We start from the raw sequence: 17,248 nt of genomic DNA, 5'->3' as shown, positions 1-17,248 counted from the left end.
CCGAACGGGACACCAGGAAAAACCCAGTAACCATGAGTGAACGTGTGCAGGTGCGCCGGGCCAGGCGCCTGGTAATCAAGATTGGCAGTGCGCTCCTGACCAACGATGGTCGGGGGCTGGATGTGCCTGCGCTGGCGCAATGGGTTGATCAGATTGCCGACCTGATCCGCGACGGTGTCGAGGTGGTGGTGGTTTCCTCCGGCTCGGTCGCCGAGGGCATGACCCGGCTTGGCTGGAGTCAGCGACCGGAGCACTTGCACGAACTTCAGGCTGCTGCGGCGGTGGGGCAGATGGGGCTGGTGCAGACCTGGGAGGCCCAGTTCCGCCGTCATGATCGTAATGCAGCGCAGATCCTGCTGACCCATGACGATCTGTCGGACCGTAAGCGGTACCTGAATGCCCGCAGTACCCTGCGCACGCTGCTCGACTTCGGTGTTATCCCCATTGTCAACGAAAACGACACCGTGGTAACCGACGAAATCCGCTTTGGCGACAATGATACCCTGGGTGCTTTGGTGGCCAATCTGATTGAGGCGGACGGCCTGATCATCCTCACCGATCAGGATGGCCTTTTCGACAAGGATCCCCGCAAACACCCCGATGCCAGGCTGGTTGCGGAGCGCCGCGCCGGCGATCCGGCGCTGGATATCATGGCCGGCGGTGGTGCCGGTGCGCTGGGTCGTGGCGGTATGCAGACCAAGCTCAGGGCGGCCCGGCTGGCGGCCCGGTCTGGCGCCTTCACGGTGATCGTGGGTGGCCGTCTTGAGCAGGCAATCAGCCGGCTCCGGGAAGGGGAGCAGATCGGTACCCTGCTGTTGCCGGAGCAGGGTCGTATCGCGGCCCGCAAGCAGTGGCTCGCCAGTCACCTGCAGACCCGGGGGCGGGTAACGATTGATGATGGTGCTGTCCAGGTTCTGTGTCGGGGTGGGCGAAGTCTTTTACCGGTCGGCGTGAAGGGTGTGGCTGGCCAGTTTCGTCGTGGTGAAATGGTGTCCTGCGTGGACGGGGATGGTCGCGAGGTGGCTCGTGGGCTGATCAATTACGATTCGGATGAGGCGCGTGCGATTGCAGGGCGTTCCAGCGACCGGATTGCGGATGTGCTGGGCTATGTGTCCGATGAGGAAATGATCCACCGGGACAATATGGTGTTGGTCTGACCGGCCCGGACTGGTTTTCGAATAATAAAAAACCCCGCTCGAGAGCGGGGTTTTTTGTGTCGCCAGACTGACTGGATCAGGCTTTCAGGGCCTTGATCTTGGCGCTCAGGCGGCTCTTCTGACGAGCAACCTTGTTCTTGGCGAAGATGCCCTTGTTGACCATGCTGTCCATGATCGGCTGGGCTTCCTGGAAGGCCTTCTGGGCTTCGTCATGGTTGCCGGCATCGATCTTGGCCTGGACCTTCTTCATGTAAGTGCGCGCCATGGACCGCAGGCTGGCATTGTGCTTGCGGTTCTTCTCGTTCTGACGTGCGCGCTTCTTGGCTTGCGGGGTATTTGCCACCGTGTAACTCCTGAAAAATCTGAATGAAAATCTGGATTCGCTGGGAGCGTCTTCACCGAAGCCGCCCCGACAATCGTCGCCGCGCCCACTGCATTCGACGCGTCAAAATAAATGACGCGGAATCATGCCTCCGGACGCCGCCAATGTCAAGTGGGCGGGAGGTTTCACGAGCACCGGGAAGCCTGTGATAAACTCCCGCCACCTCCACCACAGGAAGCGGTCCGAATGAGTCAGTCGGAAACCCAGGAAGCCCCGTCTCAACCCCCGAAAGCCCCGGGTTTGCTGCGTTCGTCCGGTGTGGTGGGTGTGATGACCATGATTTCCCGGGTGCTGGGGCTGGTTCGGGATATGGTGATCGCACGCTATTTCGGTGCCGGTGAAGCCGCGGACGCTTTTTTTGTCGCCTTCAAGATTCCCAACTTCCTGCGTCGTCTGTTTGCCGAGGGGGCCTTCTCCCAGGCTTTTGTGCCGGTGTTGTCTGCCTACCGCCAAAAGAGCGATGTCAGTGAGGTGCGAGGACTGGTCAATGCCGTGGCCGGTTCTCTCGGTCTGGTATTGCTGGCGGTTACCCTGGTGGCCATGGCGGGGTCGCCGGTGCTGACTGCGGTTTTCGCACCGGGTTTTACCGATGATGCGGTCAAGTTCGGCCTGGCCAGCGATATGCTGCGCATTACCTTTCCCTATTTGTTGCTGATTTCCCTGACCGCGTTTGCCGGCGCCATTCTCAACAGTTATGACCGCTTTGCGGTGCCGGCTTTCACGCCCGTAATCCTCAACCTGTCCATGATCGGCGCGGCCATCTTTATGACGCCATTGATGGCGGAACCGGTGATGGCACTGGCCTGGGGAGTGTTCATTGCGGGTGCACTGCAGCTGTTTTTCCAGCTGCCATTCCTGATGCGCCTCGGACTGATGCCGCGGCCCCGGGTGGACTATCGCCATGAAGGGGTCAAGCGGATCCTCAAACTGATGGCGCCGGCGCTGTTCGGGGTGTCCGTCAGCCAGATCAATCTGTTGCTGGATACGGTGCTGGCCTCGTTCCTGCAAACCGGCAGTGTATCCTGGCTGTATTACTCCGACCGGCTTTCGGAGCTGCCCCTGGGGGTGTTCGGCATTGCCATCGGTACGGTGATTCTGCCCAACCTGTCCCGCAAGCATGCGGCGCAGTCGCGGGATGATTTCGCCGCCACGGTGGACTGGGCGGTGCGGGCCGTGCTGCTGATTGGGCTGCCGGCCGCCGTCGCGCTGGTGATGCTGGCGGAACCGCTGATTGCCACCCTGTTCCACTACGGCGAGGTGACAGACCGGGATGTGATGATGTCCGCGCAAAGCCTGCGTGCCTATTCGCTGGGGTTGCTGGCGTTCATGCTGATCAAGGTTCTGGCGCCGGGCTTCTTTGCCCGGGAAGACACCGTCACCCCGGTAAAAATCGGTATATTCGCCATGGTGGCCAACATGGTGTTCAATCTGGCGCTGATTATACCCCTTGCCCATGCAGGGCTGGCCCTGGCTACCTCGCTTTCTGCGTGGCTGAACGCACTCCTGTTATGGCGGGGGCTGTCAAAGGAGGGGGCGTGGAAATCCCAGCCCGGGGCCGTCCGGTTTATGGTGCAACTGCTGGTCGCCAACCTGGTGCTGGCGGGGGTTATTCTGCTGCTCAAGGAGCCGGTTCCGGCATGGCTGGCCGCCGGCGCAACGGACCGCGCCACCGATATGGCCATACTGGTGGTCGTGGGCGGGGGAGCCTACTTTCTGGCGCTGGCTCTGTCAGGCGTACGGATAAGACATTTCGTCCGTCGATAGGTTATAATCGCGCGTTTTCCCACCAGCGATCCACTGTTCGCTGGCAAGCTGATAACAGAGGATTTGCAGTACGCATGCGTCTGATTCGGGGGCTGACCAACCTCAAGCTGCTGTCAAGGCAGGAGGATTCCTTCCTGTCCCGGGGCTGTGTCGCTACCGTGGGCAATTTTGATGGCGTGCATCTCGGCCACCAGACCATTCTTGACCAGGTCAAGGATAAGGCCGCCGAACTCGGCGTACCCTCGGTGGTCATGGTGTTCGAGCCCCAGCCCCGGGAGTTTTTCCAGGGGGATGAGGCTCCGCCCCGGCTCACCGGTTTCCGCCAGAAATTCGAAGCGATCCTGTCCCATGGTGTGGACTATGTGCTGTGCCTGAAGTTTGACGAGAACTTCCGCAGCTATTCCGGCATGGGGTTTATCGAGGACGTATTGATTGACGGCCTGAAGGTGCGCCACCTGGTGGTGGGGGATGATTTCCGTTTCGGCTGTGACCGTGCCGGCGATTTCCGATTGCTGCGGCAGGTGGGTGAGGAGCGAGGCTTCTCCGTTGAAAACACCCTCACCGTGACCATCGATGGTGACCGGGTCAGCAGTACCCGCATTCGCCATGCCCTGCAGAACAACGAGCTGGAACTGGCGGGCCGCCTGCTGGGGCACCCTTATACCATCCGTGGCCGGGTGGTCTACGGCCGGCAACTGGGCCGCACCATCGGCGCGCCTACCGTCAATATCCGCCTGGACCGACTGGCCCCGTTGCGGGGCGTGTACGTGGTGGATGTGGAGCTGCCGGACGGCAGTCATCGCAATGGTGTCGCCAACATCGGCCTGAGGCCCACGGTGGACGGGCGTCACCCGTCCCTGGAAGTGCACCTGCTGGACTTTGCTGGCACACTTTATGGCCAGCGCATTGCGGTTACGTTCCGCCACCCGCTGCGGGACGAGATCAAGTTTGATTCCATTGACAAACTCAAAGACCAGATCGCCCGGGACTTCGACGACGCCCGGGCGTGGATCGCCGACCACGGCACGGTCGCCAACCAACACTGACCGAGAGATTATGAGCGACTACAAGCACACGCTGAATCTGCCTGAAACCGCCTTCCCCATGCGCGGTAACCTGGCCAAACGCGAGCCGGACATGCTCAAGCGCTGGCAGGACCTGGATGTGTACGGCACCCTGCGCCAGCAGCGTGAAGGCCGTGACAAGTTCATCCTTCACGATGGCCCTCCCTACGCCAACGGCAGCATTCATATCGGTCACGCGGTCAACAAGATTCTCAAGGACATGATCGTCAAGTCCCGCAGCTTTATGGGCTACGATGCGCCCTATGTGCCGGGCTGGGACTGTCATGGCCTGCCCATCGAGCACAAGGTGGAGCAGGAAATCGGCAAGGCCGGGGTCAAGGTGGACTACAAGACTTTCCGCCAGGCCTGCCGTGACTATGCCACCAAACAGATAGAGGGCCAGAAGGCCGACTTTATCCGCCTGGGTGTCATGGGTGAGTGGGACAAGCCTTACCTGACCATGGACCCGAAGGTGGAAGCGGGCATCGTGCGTGCGCTGGGCAAAATCGTTGCCAAGGGGCATCTGGTTCGTGGCTTCAAGCCGGTCTACTGGAGCGTGGTCGGTCAGTCCGCGCTGGCCGAGGCGGAAGTCGAGTACCAGGACAAAACCTCCACCCAGATCGACGTGCGCTTTACCGTCGTGGACCAGGATAAGGCGCTGTCTGCGTTTGGAGCCGGCAGCGGAGAGGGCGATGTGTCCGTGGTGATCTGGACCACCACACCCTGGACCATCCCGGCGAACCAGGCGGTGTCTCTCCATGCTGAGCTGGAGTATGCCCTGGTACAGACCGATGTGGGCCATGGCCCGGAGCGGATGATCCTGGCCGCCGACATGGTCGACGGCATCATGAGCCGCTGGGGTGTCGAACAGTTTGAGGTGCTGGCGACCTGTAAGGGCGAGGCGCTTGAACGCCTGCAGCTGCACCACCCCATCTATGACAAGCAGGTGCCGGTGATCCTGGGTGAGCACGTCTCCACCGACGCCGGTACCGGTGCGGTCCATACGGCCCCGGACCACGGTATGGAAGACTTTGAAGTGGGCAAGGCCTACGGTATTGGCACCATCAACCTGGTCCGTGCTGATGGCACCTATACCGAAGCCGCAGGCGAGTTTGCCGGTGTGCACGTCTACAAGGCTGACGAGCCTGTATGCTCGGCACTGGAGCGCGAAGGCAAGCTGGTGCGTTCCGAGAAGTTCCAGCACAGCTACCCCCACTGCTGGCGGACCAAGACGCCGCTGATCTACCGGGCCACGCCCCAGTGGTTTATCAGCATGGACAAGGAAAACCTCCGCGCGGATGCCCTGGAAGCCATCAAGGGTGTGCGCTGGGTGCCTGCCTGGGGCCAGAATCGCATCGAGGCCATGTTCGAGCAGAGCCCGGACTGGTGTGTCTCCCGTCAGCGTACCTGGGGCGTACCCATCACATTGTTTGTGAACAGGGATACCCAGGAGCTGCATCCCGACACCCAGGCGCTGATTGAGAAGGCCGCCCAGGCCATCGAGAAGGACGGTATCGATGCCTGGTACGATCTGGATATCGAGGATCTGCTGGGCCCGGATGCCGACCGGTACGAGAAAGTTACCGACACCCTGGACGTGTGGTTCGACTCCGGCGTGACCCACGAATCCGTCCTCCGGCCCCGACCGGAGCTGGCACAGTTCCCGGCGGACCTGTATCTGGAAGGTTCCGATCAGCACCGTGGCTGGTTCCAGTCCTCACTGAAGACCTCTATCGCCATGAATGGCGTGGCGCCCTACAGGCAGGTGCTGACCCATGGCTTCACCGTGGACGGCAAGGGCCGCAAGATGTCCAAGTCCCTGGGCAACGTGATCGCGCCCCAGGAGGTCATGAACGAGCTGGGCGCCGACATCCTGCGCCTGTGGGTCTCTGCCACTGACTACAGCGGCGAGATGACCGTGTCCAAGGACATCCTCAAGCAGACCGCCGACGGCTATCGCCGCATCCGCAATACGGCCCGCTTCCTGCTGAGCAACCTCACCGGGTTCGACCCGGCGGAGCATATGGTCGCGTCCGACGATATGATCGCCCTGGACCGCTGGATGGTGGACCGCGCCCTGCAGCTTCAGGATGAGTTGATCGAGGACTATGGCAACTACGCCTTCCTGCGGATCTATCAGAAGGTCTACAACTTCTGCGAGGCCACGCTGGGCGGCTTCTATCTGGATATCATCAAGGACCGGCAGTACACCACGCCGGCGGACAGCCTGGCCCGTCGATCCTGCCAGACCGCGCTGTACCATGTGGCCGAAGCCCTGGTGCGCTGGATTGCGCCGATCCTGAGCTTCACCGCCGACGAGATCTGGCAGCACCTGCCAGGCGAGCGGGGCGATACCGTGTTCTACGAAACCTGGTACGAAGGCCTGACCGCGCTGCCGGACAACGCTGAACTGGGTCGCGACTACTGGCGCGAGATCTACAGCGTCAAGGAGGCGGTCAACAAATGCCTGGAGGATGCGCGGGGCCGTGGTGAGATCAAGGGCTCACTGAGTGCCGAAGTCACCCTTTACTGCGAAGGTGATCTGGCCGGCAAGCTGAGCCATCTGGGTGAAGAGCTGCGCTTCGTGCTGATCACTTCAGAAGCCACCGTGCGGCCCGTCTCCGAGGCAGCCGACGGCGCTGAGCAGACCGGTCATGAGGGCCTGATGGTGAAGGTGACGCCCGCCGCCCATGCCAAGTGCGAGCGTTGCTGGCACCACCGGGAAGACGTCGGCCAGCACGAAAAATACAATGACCTGTGCGGCCGCTGTGTCACCAACCTGGAAGGCCCGGGCGAAACCCGCGCCTTCGCCTGACGGAGGCCGCAGGAAAGATGGACGCTGCCATGACGCAAGAGCAGACAGGTACCAAGCTGAAGTGGCTCTGGCTGGCGGTGGCGGTTATCGCCCTGGACCTGGGTACCAAGGCCCTGGCCACGGCCATGCTGACCTATGGCGACCCGGTACCGGTTATGCCGCTGTTCAACTTTACGCTACTGCACAACACCGGGGCAGCGTTCAGTTTCCTGGCGGAGGCTGCCGGCTGGCAGCGCTGGTTTTTCGTCGCCCTGGCGGTGGTTGTCAGTGTGGTGCTGATCGTCTGGCTGAAAGGGCTGAAGCGGGATGAAACCTGGGTGGCGGTGGCCATCGCCCTCATCCTGGGCGGCGCTATCGGCAATGTCTACGACCGGGTCGTCCACGGCTATGTGGTGGATTTCCTGCATTTCTACTGGCAGGACTGGCACTTCCCGGCCTTTAACCTGGCCGACACCGCTATCACCATCGGTGCCGGCATGATGATCCTCGATATTTTCCGCAAGCCCGCCGACAAGGCTGCGGATGGGAGCGACTGAACCATGACTGACCTGCCTATCGATCAGGGTACCCGGGTGACCCTTAACTTTGCCCTGACATTCCCGGATGGCGAGGTGATTGACTCCACCTTCGACAAGCAGCCGGCGACCCTGGAAATCGGCGATGAAAACCTGCCGGAGAACTTCGAGGCCTACCTGATGGGCCTCAAGGCTGGCGATCGGGAGGTCTTCGAGGTACCGCCGGAGAAGGCCTTTGGTCAGCACAATCCGAGCAACGTCCAGACCTTCAAACGCCACGAATTCAGCGCTGATATGGTCCTCGAGCCCGGCGTCATGATCTCCTTCGCCGACGCCCGCCAGAGTGAATTACCCGGCGTGGTCAGTCGCGTGGAAGGTGATCAGGTCGATGTGGACTTCAATCATCCACTGGCGGGGCGTACACTGATGTTTGAAGTGGAAATCATCGACGTTGAGCCAGTTTCGACGGCGCATTGATCTGGCCAGAGTCCGGCGGTAACTGGGTGGCCAGGCCCCGGGAAGCGTTTTCCGGGACACGCCGTGAATACGTCCATGTAGGCTCTTCGAAAACGTCCCTGTTTTCGAAGGTCCCGGAAAACGCTTCCCGGGACCTGGCGAGTCCGCGACAATTTACTTCGGGTCAAAAGTTTATATGCAAATTCGCTTAGCAAATCCCCGGGGCTTCTGTGCCGGGGTAGACCGAGCCATCGAAATCGTAAACCGGGCCCTGGAAGTGTTCGGGGCGCCCATCTACGTGCGTCACGAAGTGGTCCACAACAAATACGTGGTGGACGACCTGCGCAATCGCGGCGCCATCTTCGTGGATGAACTGGAAGAAGTGCCGGACGACACCCTGGTTATCTTCAGCGCCCATGGCGTGTCCCAGGCGGTACAGAAAGAAGCCGCCGACCGGGGCCTGAAAGTGTTCGACGCCACCTGTCCGCTGGTCACCAAGGTCCATCTGGAAGTGATGCGTTACAGCCGCGATGGCCGCGAATGCATCCTCATCGGCCACCATGGCCACCCGGAAGTCGAGGGCACCATGGGCCAGTACGATCACGGCAACGGTGGTGACATCTATCTGGTCGAAGATGAGGCGGACGTTGCCAACCTGGAAGTGAAGGACCCCGAGCGTCTGTCCTACGTTACCCAGACCACTCTGTCCATGGACGATACCGCCCGTGTCATCGACGCCCTGCGGGACAAGTTCCCGAAAATCGAAGGCCCCCGTAAGGACGACATCTGCTACGCCACCCAGAACCGCCAGGACGCCGTCAAACAGCTGGCGGGCGACTGCGACCTGATGCTGGTGGTGGGCTCCCCCAACAGCTCCAACTCCAACCGTCTGCGGGAACTGGCAGAGCGGATGGGTACCCCGGCCTACCTGATTGACGAGGCTGCCCAGATCGACCCCCAGTGGCTGGAAGGCCGAAATGCCGTGGGCGTCACCGCTGGCGCCTCCGCTCCCGAAGTGCTGGTGAACGACGTCATCAAACGCCTGCAGGAGTTGGGCGGTACCGCTCCAGAAGAAATTGCGGGACGGGAAGAGAATATTGTCTTCTCCATGCCGAAAGAACTGCGCATAGACGCCGTCAACGTATAAGTAGCGTTCCGATGGTGCACTCTCCCGGACGCTCCTCCGTCCCTCTCGCCGGCCAATGTGAGAGGGACTTAGCGATCTCAGCCCTGCCAAAGCTCAGGCTATGCCATACGCCGCTTCACACCTCATCCCGACCCTGTGACCCCCGTCACGCCCTGAGCCCCACCTTTACCGCTTATCCGCCAACAAAAGCCGCTCATCGCGACGCGGTAGATGTCACAATGGACGCCGGTTAATGTTTCAGTAAGTCATGATGGAAGTGGGCTATGTACGTAAGAGAGCGAAGTTCTGGTTTTACGATGATTGAGTTGCTGATAACCATCGCGATTCTGGGGATCATACTGGCATTCGCGGTGCCGTCGTTTCAGACCATGATCGAAAACAACCGGGTTACCTCCCAGGCCAACTCATTGCTAAGCGCAGTCAATCATGCAAGAACGGAAGCCATCAAGCGCGGGGTAGTGGTGTCTGTCCAGCGGGATGGTGCTGCCGGTTTTGCCAACGGTTACTGTGTGGTGGCTGGTGCTCTTGGAAACTGGAACACCTGCGCTGATGCGCGAGGAGCCAATAGTTTGTTGAGAGAATTCGAAGCCCCCGGCGCAGTAACAATTACCGATGGGGGTGCTACCGGTGTCAGTTTTGACGGACGTGGCTTCCGCGCTTCGGGGGGCTTCAGCGTACAGCTTGAGCCGCCCACTTGTGTTGCCGGAGAAAACAGATTGCGCCAGGTTGAGGTATCGCTCGCCGGGCGGGCAAGGCTGATGCAGGGGGCTTGTAATTGATGACGTTCACTGATCTGACACATGAAAAGTCGTTCCAGCGTGGCAAAGGTGCCAAGCAGTCCGGTATAGCGCTGATCGAGGTATTGGTCGCAGTCCTGGTTCTGGGGGTAGGGCTGCTTGGCATAGCAGCCATGCAGTCCGTCTCCAGTCAGATGACAAACGGGGCGGAACAGCGGACTCAGGCTATCCTCCTGAGCGCGGACATGCTCGATCGAATCAGGGCCAATGGGGACAATATGGCGAGTTACAACAACTTGGTGGTGAATCCGGACAACGTTAACTGTGCCACTGATTTTGCATACAACAATGGCCAGACCATCGCCCAGAACGACATTAGCGAGTGGTCGAATCAGGTTGTTTGTGCTTTGCCCCGAGGGCGAGCAAATGTCGCCGTAACAGCTGCAGGGGTAGCCACGGTTACGATTGACTGGCAGCGCCAGGATCCCGATGGCCAGCCCGTGACCGTAACGACTGAATTGTGAGAGAGGCGACCATGATGAGTACCAAGCCACAGGAAGTCCCTATGCACCGCGCCGCAGGCCTCTCGCTGGTTGAGCTGATGATTGCATTGCTTCTGGGCGTGATTCTCACCCTGGGGGCGACCCAGGTATACCTGGGCACCAGTCAGAGCTATCGACTGACAGATGGCATTGCCCACGTACAGGAAACGGTGCGGTTCGCCAGCACCATGATGCAGCGGGATGTTCGGAGTGCGGGCAGTCTGTCCTGTCTCCAGAATGCGGATGATGTCGATATAAAGCTCAATGGCACCCGGGTAGTCGCTCTGGGCGACGGCATTACGGGATGGGAAGCCGCAGGCTCGGCGAGTGGAGACGCTTTAGTGGCGGGTCTTGCAACGCCCGCCGATGGGGCTTCCTGGTCGGAGGGATCCGGTGTTTCCAACTTTCCCGCTGAATTGGTGGGTAGAGTTGTGGCAGGAACCGATATCCTGATTGTGAACACGACGGAAACTGTTCCTGCGACGGTAACTGGCAACTCCACGGGTCAGATCAATACTGTTTCGGCGTCAGGTATTGCCCAGGGGCGCATTATTCTGTCGGTGGACGATAATTGCTCCTCGGGGGAGTTGTTCCAGAAGGCGAATAACGCGACTGCAGATTCAGTTTCCATGGCCGGTGTTTCTGGTAATCCGGGCGGCTTTGTTCCTGGCAATCAGGCCAGCAGTGGCTTTCAATCGACCTACGGTGGTGATTCACGAATTGCGGAATTCTCCACCAAGGCATACTACGTTGGCATCAGTGGTGCCACTGGCGAGCCAGCGCTATTCATGCAGCTACTGGGCGGCAACGCCGAGCCTCGCCAAGAGCTTGTTGAAGGTGTCGAGTCCATGCAGGTGATGTACGGGCTGTCCGAGAACCAGATCCGCCAGGCGGATCGATATGTTTCGGCGAATCAGGTGACCGATTGGTCCGAAGTCATGAGCCTCCGTGTTTCCTTCGTGGTTCGCAGCGGCGGCAATGCCAACAGTGAGGATATTACCCGCACGTTCAATCTGCTGGGCACAGAGGTGACCAGTCCCGCCGACCGAAGGGCACGGGTTGTTGCATCCACCACCATCGGACTGAGGAATCGTCTCGAATGAAAATTCAAAAAGGCAGTCTGGCCGTTGGGCAGCAAGGCAGTGCCCTGATTGTTTCACTAATCATGCTGTTACTTATCTCATTGATCGGTATCAGCAGCATGCAGGGAACCGTATTGCAGGAGCGGATGGCTTCGAACCTTCAGGACAGGAATATTGCCTTCCAGGCCAGTGAAAGGGCACTGAAGGTTGGTGAGAACTGGCTTGCAGCGAATGCCCTTGATGCGCTTACCAATGTTCGCATCGCTGATCCTTTCAACTGGAATGGGGGTGGGGCGAACAGCGTAGGCCTGAATACCGGCGATGGTCAGCTGAACGCTGAACCTGCCTATCACACAGGCTGGGTCGCCGATTATTGCCCAAGCCCGGTTGCTGGTGACCCATGCTACTCCCGTTTCGCGGTAACGTCCCGCGCGGTGGGGGGAACGGATACCGCCGTCGTTATCCTTCAGTCAATGTTCATGCCTGAGCCGCTATAAGGTGAGGGTCAGGAATCTGGTTTCAGTCAGGAGAACCGGGATGAAACAACGAATCAACAAAATGAAAGCGTTGAGGGTTGGTAGGCTTCAGCACGGCCTCATAGCTTGCCTTTTTGGCATATTTACGTTTAATTCTGCCCTTGCAGGGCCCATAAATATTGCGGATTTCCCTCCTTCACTGGGTGGTAATGTTTCGCCGAATGTTGTTTTTATTATTGATGACTCGGGTTCCATGAACTTTGAGTATATTCCGGACGATTTGAACGATCATTATGCGGCGCCAACTAATTCTGGGGAAGATGTTAGCCACAAATACTATTACTCACCTAAAGTTAACTTCATTTATTACAATCCGGATGTAACATACCGTCCGCCTTTTAAAGCAGACGCTACTGGAAGAATGGCCAATTCGAGTTACACCTCTGCCTGGAGAGATGGTTACTCCGGATCGGATAAAAAAGATCTTTCAGATGATTTTCAGGTTACTTGGGTGACCTTGACCAATGCATTTGATGGCATCACCGGTTCAGGCTCCAATACATTTACGGACGGAGGATTTTACTATAAGTATGATCCATCTGCCACTGATGCAGCAAGTTGTGAAGGTGATCCGGAGCAAAACAAATGTTATCGGTATGTCTCTGTGAACGGTGAGTCTGCCGAGCAACAGCAGAATTTTGCGAATTGGTACAGCTATTATCGAACCAGATTGTTTACCGCACGCGCCAGTATTGGCGAGGCTTTCGACGAGTTGGATCCCTCCGTTCGGCTTGGTTGGGGATCAATCAACACCGGTCTCGGAACTCGTGATAGTGCTAGCGTAAGGGCCGTCAGACAGGGGGTGAGGCCTTATGAGGACTCCCACAGGCAGACCTTTTACAATTGGTTGTATTCCCATTCTGCCTCCGGTGGTACGCCTCTAAGACGCGCTCTGGAAGGGGCCGGCAGATACTACGAAAACAGTGCCGCAGCCTGGGCTGATGACCCGAATAACCCCAGTTCGGGAGAGAAGCTTGAATGCCGACAGAGCTTCACGATTCTGATGACTGATGGCCTGTGGAATGGCAGTGACCCCAGTAACCTTCCCACCGAAAATGACGTTGACAGTCACAATGGACCCGTCATCGTCAACCCCAATGGTGCCGACTATCAGTTCAAGGCTGATACAGATCCGTTCGCCGATGATCAGGGTAAAACTCTCGCTGACGTTGCCATGCATTACTGGAACAGGGACCTGCGGGATGATATCGCTAACAAGGTTCCGACCAGCGGTCGCAACCCCGCCTTCTGGCAACATATGGTCAGTTATGGTGTCGGTTTTGGGGTAACGGGCTCAGACGGGATAACGCCCGAATCTGCTTTCAATGCGATTAGTACTGGCTCCAATGTTCCCTGGGGCAGCACAAGTACGCCAAAGGGCAAGATAGACGATCTGTTGCACGCTGCCGTCAATAGTCGTGGTGGGTACTTTAACGCATCTGATCCAACGACTCTGGCGACTGCACTTTCCGGAATCTTGCAGGATATGGTCAGCCGGGTTGAACAATCAACCACTGCGGCTGCTGCGAGTTCGGCTGTGTTCCGTCAAGGAGCGCTGAGTTATTCTGCCGGTTTCCGCAGCACAGACTGGAGCGGTGCTGTTCAGGCCACACAAATACTGTCCGGCGGTGCCCGTGGCAAGCTAATCTGGGATGCCGAGCGTGAATTGGAATCGAAAGGCCATGGTGCCAGGAAGTTATATACTTACACAGGCAGTGCAGCTGTGTCCCTTAATTCACTGGGAGATCTTTCTGCCTCCCAGCAAACGGCGTTGAATACAGCGCTGGACGGCACCGCCGATGGGCTGGGGGCTGATCGTATCGACTGGCTGCGCGGTGACAATGGCGCAAATGTCAATTTCCGTGATCGCGAGTTCCAGCCGGAAGGTAGCACAAACACCTATCTTCGGTTGATTGGCGACATTATCGGTTCGAACCCCCAATACGCTGGGAAGACTAATTTCGGCTTCCGTCGCCTGCCTGGTTCGGAAGGGACAAGTTATGCTACTTTCCGGGCCGACCAGGGCTACCAGGACCGTCCTGACGTCATCTATGTAGGTGCCAACGATGGCTTCCTCCACGCCTTTAACTCGCTCACTGGCGAGGAGTTGTTTGCCTACATGCCTGGTGAGTTCCTGGAGCCTGAAAATGGTAACGCCTATGCTGCCGTTAACGAGCTGATGAGCCAGCAGTATGACCATAAGTACTTTGTTGATGGAACGCCGGTTATTTCCGATGCTTACATTAACGGGCAATGGAAAACAATTCTCGTTGGTACGACCGGTGTTGGAGGAAAAACGGTATTTGCTCTGGATATTACTGATCCCGAGTCGTTTTCAGCCAGCGATGTGCTCTGGGAGTTCACCCACGAGGACTTGGGTTATGGTGTGAGCGATGCTCGTATTGTGAGATTGTCCGATGCTGCCGGTGGTAAATGGGCAGCAGTATTTGGCAATGGGTACAACTCCCTGTCAAACGAGTCCTCATTGTTCCTGGTGGATCTCGAAGACGGTAGCCTGATCAATCAGTTGTCCACTGGCGAGGGGGATGCCGCTGCTCCGAACGGAATGGCGGCCCCCGTCGTGATGGCGGACAGGACAACGGGGATGGCCGTACGTGCCTACGCGGGTGATCTGCACGGCAACCTCTGGCGGTTTAGTATCGATTCCAACTCGCCGAAGACAACGAAAATGTTTGAGGCCACCGATGGTAGTGGCGCGGCCCAACCCATTACCGCTGCGCCTCAAGTCGCTTATGTTCCGCAGGGCAGTAATACCGAAGTTGTGGTGGTCTTTGGTACAGGCTCCTTCTTCCGGACAACGGATATTGATGACAGCCAGTACCAGAGTCTGTACGGGGTGTATGATGATGGTAAGGCGTCTGGACTGGATCGGGGTGATCTCCTGACACAGACCATCGAAACGCAGAGCACCGCCAACTATATGGTGCAGAATGGTGCAACGACGGAAACTCAGTCGCTGGATATCCGAATCATTTCTGACAATGCTATGGGCGCCACTGATAAGGGCTGGCACATGGACCTGGACACTTCCTCCGGCGAACGTGTTGTCAGTCCCGCCGGCTTCCCATCCGGGTATCCGGTCACTCGTGTTCGCTTCAGCACTCTGATTCCAGAGACGAACGTCTGTAGCACGGGGCAGGAGGGTTATATTATGGATCTGGACCTGTTGACGGGTGGCCAGACCGAAAACGCTGTTTTCGACCTGAACAGAGACGGCGAGTACGGCGCCGGTGACGCTGCAAATTCCCAGGTGGTTAATGGCGTGCGCAATGTGCTCAGTGGGGAGCGGATCAGCGTTATCATGGACAGGGGGACGGATCTCTTCCTTGATTCAGAGATTTTGGACGTGCCTGAGGAGTATGATGGTCCGGAAGAGCCCGATCCTGAACCTGAGCCTGACCCCGACGATCCGGACGATCCTGATCCGACTCCGCCATGTACCGGACCGCTGTGTGGCGATGCTGAAGATCTCCGCTTCGGTCGCCAGAACTGGGAAGAGTTAAGATAACCTGATGGTGGGTGGCCCAGTGCTACCCACCCAATTGATTCACGGTATAGCATGAACGTGATAAGGCTGAGGTAATGGTGCAGTTTAAAAACCGGGGTTTTACCCTGATAGAGCTCATGATTGTGGTGGCTATTGTCGGCATCCTTGCCGCCATAGCCTATCCGAGCTACCAGAACCATGTGGAAAAGACCCGCAGGACTACTGCCGAGGCTGACCTGATGGAACTGGCTCAGTTCATGGAGCGGCATTACACCAACGGCTATGACTATCAGGCCCCGCCTGGTCCGACCCCGTCCGGGTTGCCGTTCGACACGCAGCCGCGAGGTGGCGGCGGTGGAGTCTTTTACAATTACGGTTTCAATGGGGCGGTGGGCCAGGATACTTTTGAACTACAGGCCTCACCAGTCGGTGCGCAGGCGGGAGATGACTGCGGCTGGCTCCGCGTGGATCAGGCAGGAAACCGGTCCAGCGAGAACGCGGGCCCGGATTGTTGGTAAGTACTTGTTGGGCATGTTAAGCCCCATTGCGGTAGCCGGCATCTGAGTCGGGACGGGCAGAAGCCAAGGCTTCTGCCCTTTTTCGTAAGTTTAACGCCCCGCGCATGTTACAGGATTACCCCGGCTATTCTCCACCACGCTGTCTCCATCGGAATCCCGGGCCCAGCGAACACGACCGTAAAGGGTCAGGACCAGTTGCCGAATGACGACCGGATCGGTGTCTGCGTCTCTCGGGCAATAGGTGAGGTTACCCATGGATCCGGGACTGTAACCAATGGCATCAAATCGTATCAGCTTGCGGTTGCCGGGGCTCATATGGAGGCTTCCGGCTGGCACCGGAGGGGTCTCCAGAACAATGGCATCCGGCGCTGGCAAGGTGCCATCGCGGTTGGTGTCGGGAAACACGGCCAAAGACTGGTTCCAGTCCGAGGTGCACCGGCCGGTTTGACGATTGAGGGGGCACAACACCACTCTTGTACCGCGCTTGATTGCCTCGGCACGTGTGAACTGAAGGGCTCGGTAGAGTTGCTGGGTTACCGCTTTTGACTGATTGGTCTGTATCAGCTTGCCGCTCGCCGGAACGGCGATGGCGATGACAATCGCCAGTACGGCCAGGGTAATCATGAGTTCCAACAGCGTGACGCCAGTCTGATAGTCGGGGCGGCAGCTCACGTCTTGTCCTCCTTTGACATGAAAGTAACCCGACTTCCAACTGGGCGGCAGCTACCTTACTGTCTGGAAGGCAATCCGGCTGTAGGATATTGACTCTGCCGGGTGTAAGTCAGTCAACTGACATCACTCCATCCCCAACTTCTTCAACCGATACCGCAAAGCCCGAAAACTGATCCCCAACCTCTTTGCCGCCGCGGTCTTGTTCCACCGGGTAGCTTCCAGCGCCTTTTCAATCGCCTGTCGTTCTATGGTTTCCAGATAACCTTCCAGATCCATCTCCCCGTCAGGCACCTGCGGCGTTTGGCTGTTTTCTGACGGGCCGCTGGCATACTCAGAAGGCAGATCGATGGGGG

Annotated in this window: 16 protein-coding genes; 13 read left to right on the top strand and 3 right to left on the bottom strand. The window is 58.4% G+C overall.

Annotated features, from left to right (window positions below):
• Positions 1 to 32 precede the first annotated feature (32 nt).
• Entirely contained in the window at positions 33 to 1,157 is a 1,125-nt protein-coding gene (gene proB, locus ACFOZ5_RS14055) for a glutamate 5-kinase (protein WP_379888380.1), read from the top strand.
• Positions 1,158 to 1,233: 76 nt separating this feature from the next.
• Here the strand turns inward: proB and rpsT are convergent, their stop codons facing one another.
• On the bottom strand, positions 1,234 to 1,500 hold the full coding sequence (gene rpsT, locus ACFOZ5_RS14050; protein WP_379888378.1) for a 30S ribosomal protein S20: 267 nt from the start codon (positions 1,498 to 1,500) through the stop codon (positions 1,234 to 1,236).
• 225 nt (positions 1,501 to 1,725) lie between these two features.
• On the opposite strand from rpsT, the gene murJ reads away from it, so the two are divergent.
• The 12 genes from murJ (at position 1,726) to ACFOZ5_RS13990 (ending at position 16,223) form a co-directional block, all read left to right on the top strand.
• On the top strand, positions 1,726 to 3,303 hold the full coding sequence (murJ, locus tag ACFOZ5_RS14045; protein WP_379888376.1) for a murein biosynthesis integral membrane protein MurJ: 1,578 nt from the start codon (positions 1,726 to 1,728) through the stop codon (positions 3,301 to 3,303).
• 74 nt (positions 3,304 to 3,377) lie between these two features.
• The gene (gene ribF, locus ACFOZ5_RS14040) at positions 3,378 to 4,349 is read left to right on the top strand and encodes a bifunctional riboflavin kinase/FAD synthetase (protein ID WP_379888374.1); all 972 of its coding nucleotides are present in this window, start codon (positions 3,378 to 3,380) and stop codon (positions 4,347 to 4,349) included.
• Positions 4,350 to 4,359: 10 nt separating this feature from the next.
• Positions 4,360 to 7,182 (top strand): isoleucine--tRNA ligase, encoded by a 2,823-nt coding sequence (gene ileS, locus ACFOZ5_RS14035; protein ID WP_379888372.1) that lies wholly within the window; start codon positions 4,360 to 4,362, stop codon positions 7,180 to 7,182.
• Between the two features lie 17 nt (positions 7,183 to 7,199).
• Positions 7,200 to 7,718, top strand: a complete 519-nt coding sequence (gene lspA / locus ACFOZ5_RS14030) for a signal peptidase II (protein ID WP_379888370.1) — start codon at positions 7,200 to 7,202, stop codon at positions 7,716 to 7,718.
• A 3-nt stretch (positions 7,719 to 7,721) separates the two neighbouring features.
• Complete coding sequence (gene fkpB / locus ACFOZ5_RS14025) at positions 7,722 to 8,174, top strand: FKBP-type peptidyl-prolyl cis-trans isomerase (protein WP_379888368.1); 453 nt, start codon at positions 7,722 to 7,724, stop codon at positions 8,172 to 8,174.
• A gap of 175 nt (positions 8,175 to 8,349) precedes the next feature.
• On the top strand, positions 8,350 to 9,300 hold the full coding sequence (gene ispH, locus ACFOZ5_RS14020) for a 4-hydroxy-3-methylbut-2-enyl diphosphate reductase (protein WP_379888366.1): 951 nt from the start codon (positions 8,350 to 8,352) through the stop codon (positions 9,298 to 9,300).
• A gap of 263 nt (positions 9,301 to 9,563) precedes the next feature.
• Positions 9,564 to 10,079 carry a GspH/FimT family pseudopilin gene (locus ACFOZ5_RS14015; protein ID WP_379888364.1) on the top strand — a complete coding sequence of 172 codons (516 nt, stop codon included), beginning with the start codon at positions 9,564 to 9,566 and terminating at the stop codon, positions 10,077 to 10,079.
• The gene (pilV, locus tag ACFOZ5_RS14010) at positions 10,079 to 10,561 is read left to right on the top strand and encodes a type IV pilus modification protein PilV (RefSeq protein ID WP_379888362.1); all 483 of its coding nucleotides are present in this window, start codon (positions 10,079 to 10,081) and stop codon (positions 10,559 to 10,561) included. The genes ACFOZ5_RS14015 and pilV overlap by 1 nt, the downstream gene beginning before the upstream one ends.
• 41 nt (positions 10,562 to 10,602) lie before the next feature.
• Positions 10,603 to 11,682, top strand: a complete 1,080-nt coding sequence (locus tag ACFOZ5_RS14005; protein WP_379888359.1) for a PilW family protein — start codon at positions 10,603 to 10,605, stop codon at positions 11,680 to 11,682.
• Positions 11,679 to 12,158 carry a pilus assembly PilX family protein gene (locus tag ACFOZ5_RS14000; protein ID WP_379888356.1) on the top strand — a complete coding sequence of 160 codons (480 nt, stop codon included), beginning with the start codon at positions 11,679 to 11,681 and terminating at the stop codon, positions 12,156 to 12,158. Before ACFOZ5_RS14005 ends, ACFOZ5_RS14000 begins: the two co-directional genes overlap by 4 nt.
• Before the next feature lie 40 nt (positions 12,159 to 12,198).
• On the top strand, positions 12,199 to 15,726 hold the full coding sequence (locus ACFOZ5_RS13995) for a pilus assembly protein (RefSeq protein ID WP_379888354.1): 3,528 nt from the start codon (positions 12,199 to 12,201) through the stop codon (positions 15,724 to 15,726).
• 74 nt (positions 15,727 to 15,800) lie between these two features.
• The gene (locus tag ACFOZ5_RS13990) at positions 15,801 to 16,223 is read left to right on the top strand and encodes a type IV pilin protein (RefSeq protein WP_379888352.1); all 423 of its coding nucleotides are present in this window, start codon (positions 15,801 to 15,803) and stop codon (positions 16,221 to 16,223) included.
• 90 nt (positions 16,224 to 16,313) lie between these two features.
• On the opposite strand, the gene ACFOZ5_RS13985 is transcribed toward ACFOZ5_RS13990, so the two are convergent.
• Together ACFOZ5_RS13985 and ACFOZ5_RS13980 are read right to left on the bottom strand one after the other, a co-directional pair.
• Complete coding sequence (locus ACFOZ5_RS13985; protein ID WP_379888349.1) at positions 16,314 to 16,895, bottom strand: GspH/FimT family pseudopilin; 582 nt, start codon at positions 16,893 to 16,895, stop codon at positions 16,314 to 16,316.
• A gap of 123 nt (positions 16,896 to 17,018) precedes the next feature.
• Positions 17,019 to 17,248, bottom strand: a 230-nt coding sequence (locus ACFOZ5_RS13980) for a helix-turn-helix domain-containing protein (RefSeq protein WP_379888347.1), incomplete at its 5' end; no start/stop codon positions are given.

This window comes from Marinobacter lacisalsi, from assembly GCF_042651045.1.
GTDB classification, from domain to species: domain Bacteria; phylum Pseudomonadota; class Gammaproteobacteria; order Pseudomonadales; family Oleiphilaceae; genus Marinobacter; species Marinobacter lacisalsi.
The sequence above is the reverse complement of the archived record's forward strand: the minus strand, read 5'-3'. Positions and strand labels throughout refer to the sequence as shown.

What these genes read in the sequence shown, in the direction of transcription:
- proB (WP_379888380.1), top strand. Translation starts at nt 33, where the DNA reads ATGAGTGAACGTGTGCAGGTGCGCCGGGCCAGGCGCCTGGTAATCAAG.
- murJ (WP_379888376.1), top strand. Translation starts at nt 1,726, where the DNA reads ATGAGTCAGTCGGAAACCCAGGAAGCCCCGTCTCAACCCCCGAAAGCC.
- ribF (WP_379888374.1), top strand. Translation starts at nt 3,378, where the DNA reads ATGCGTCTGATTCGGGGGCTGACCAACCTCAAGCTGCTGTCAAGGCAG.
- ileS (WP_379888372.1), top strand. Translation starts at nt 4,360, where the DNA reads ATGAGCGACTACAAGCACACGCTGAATCTGCCTGAAACCGCCTTCCCC.
- lspA (WP_379888370.1), top strand. Translation starts at nt 7,200, where the DNA reads ATGGACGCTGCCATGACGCAAGAGCAGACAGGTACCAAGCTGAAGTGG.
- fkpB (WP_379888368.1), top strand. Translation starts at nt 7,722, where the DNA reads ATGACTGACCTGCCTATCGATCAGGGTACCCGGGTGACCCTTAACTTT.
- ispH (WP_379888366.1), top strand. Translation starts at nt 8,350, where the DNA reads ATGCAAATTCGCTTAGCAAATCCCCGGGGCTTCTGTGCCGGGGTAGAC.
- ACFOZ5_RS14015 (WP_379888364.1), top strand. Translation starts at nt 9,564, where the DNA reads ATGTACGTAAGAGAGCGAAGTTCTGGTTTTACGATGATTGAGTTGCTG.
- pilV (WP_379888362.1), top strand. Translation starts at nt 10,079, where the DNA reads ATGACGTTCACTGATCTGACACATGAAAAGTCGTTCCAGCGTGGCAAA.
- ACFOZ5_RS14005 (WP_379888359.1), top strand. Translation starts at nt 10,603, where the DNA reads ATGCACCGCGCCGCAGGCCTCTCGCTGGTTGAGCTGATGATTGCATTG.
- ACFOZ5_RS14000 (WP_379888356.1), top strand. Translation starts at nt 11,679, where the DNA reads ATGAAAATTCAAAAAGGCAGTCTGGCCGTTGGGCAGCAAGGCAGTGCC.
- ACFOZ5_RS13995 (WP_379888354.1), top strand. Translation starts at nt 12,199, where the DNA reads ATGAAACAACGAATCAACAAAATGAAAGCGTTGAGGGTTGGTAGGCTT.
- ACFOZ5_RS13990 (WP_379888352.1), top strand. Translation starts at nt 15,801, where the DNA reads ATGGTGCAGTTTAAAAACCGGGGTTTTACCCTGATAGAGCTCATGATT.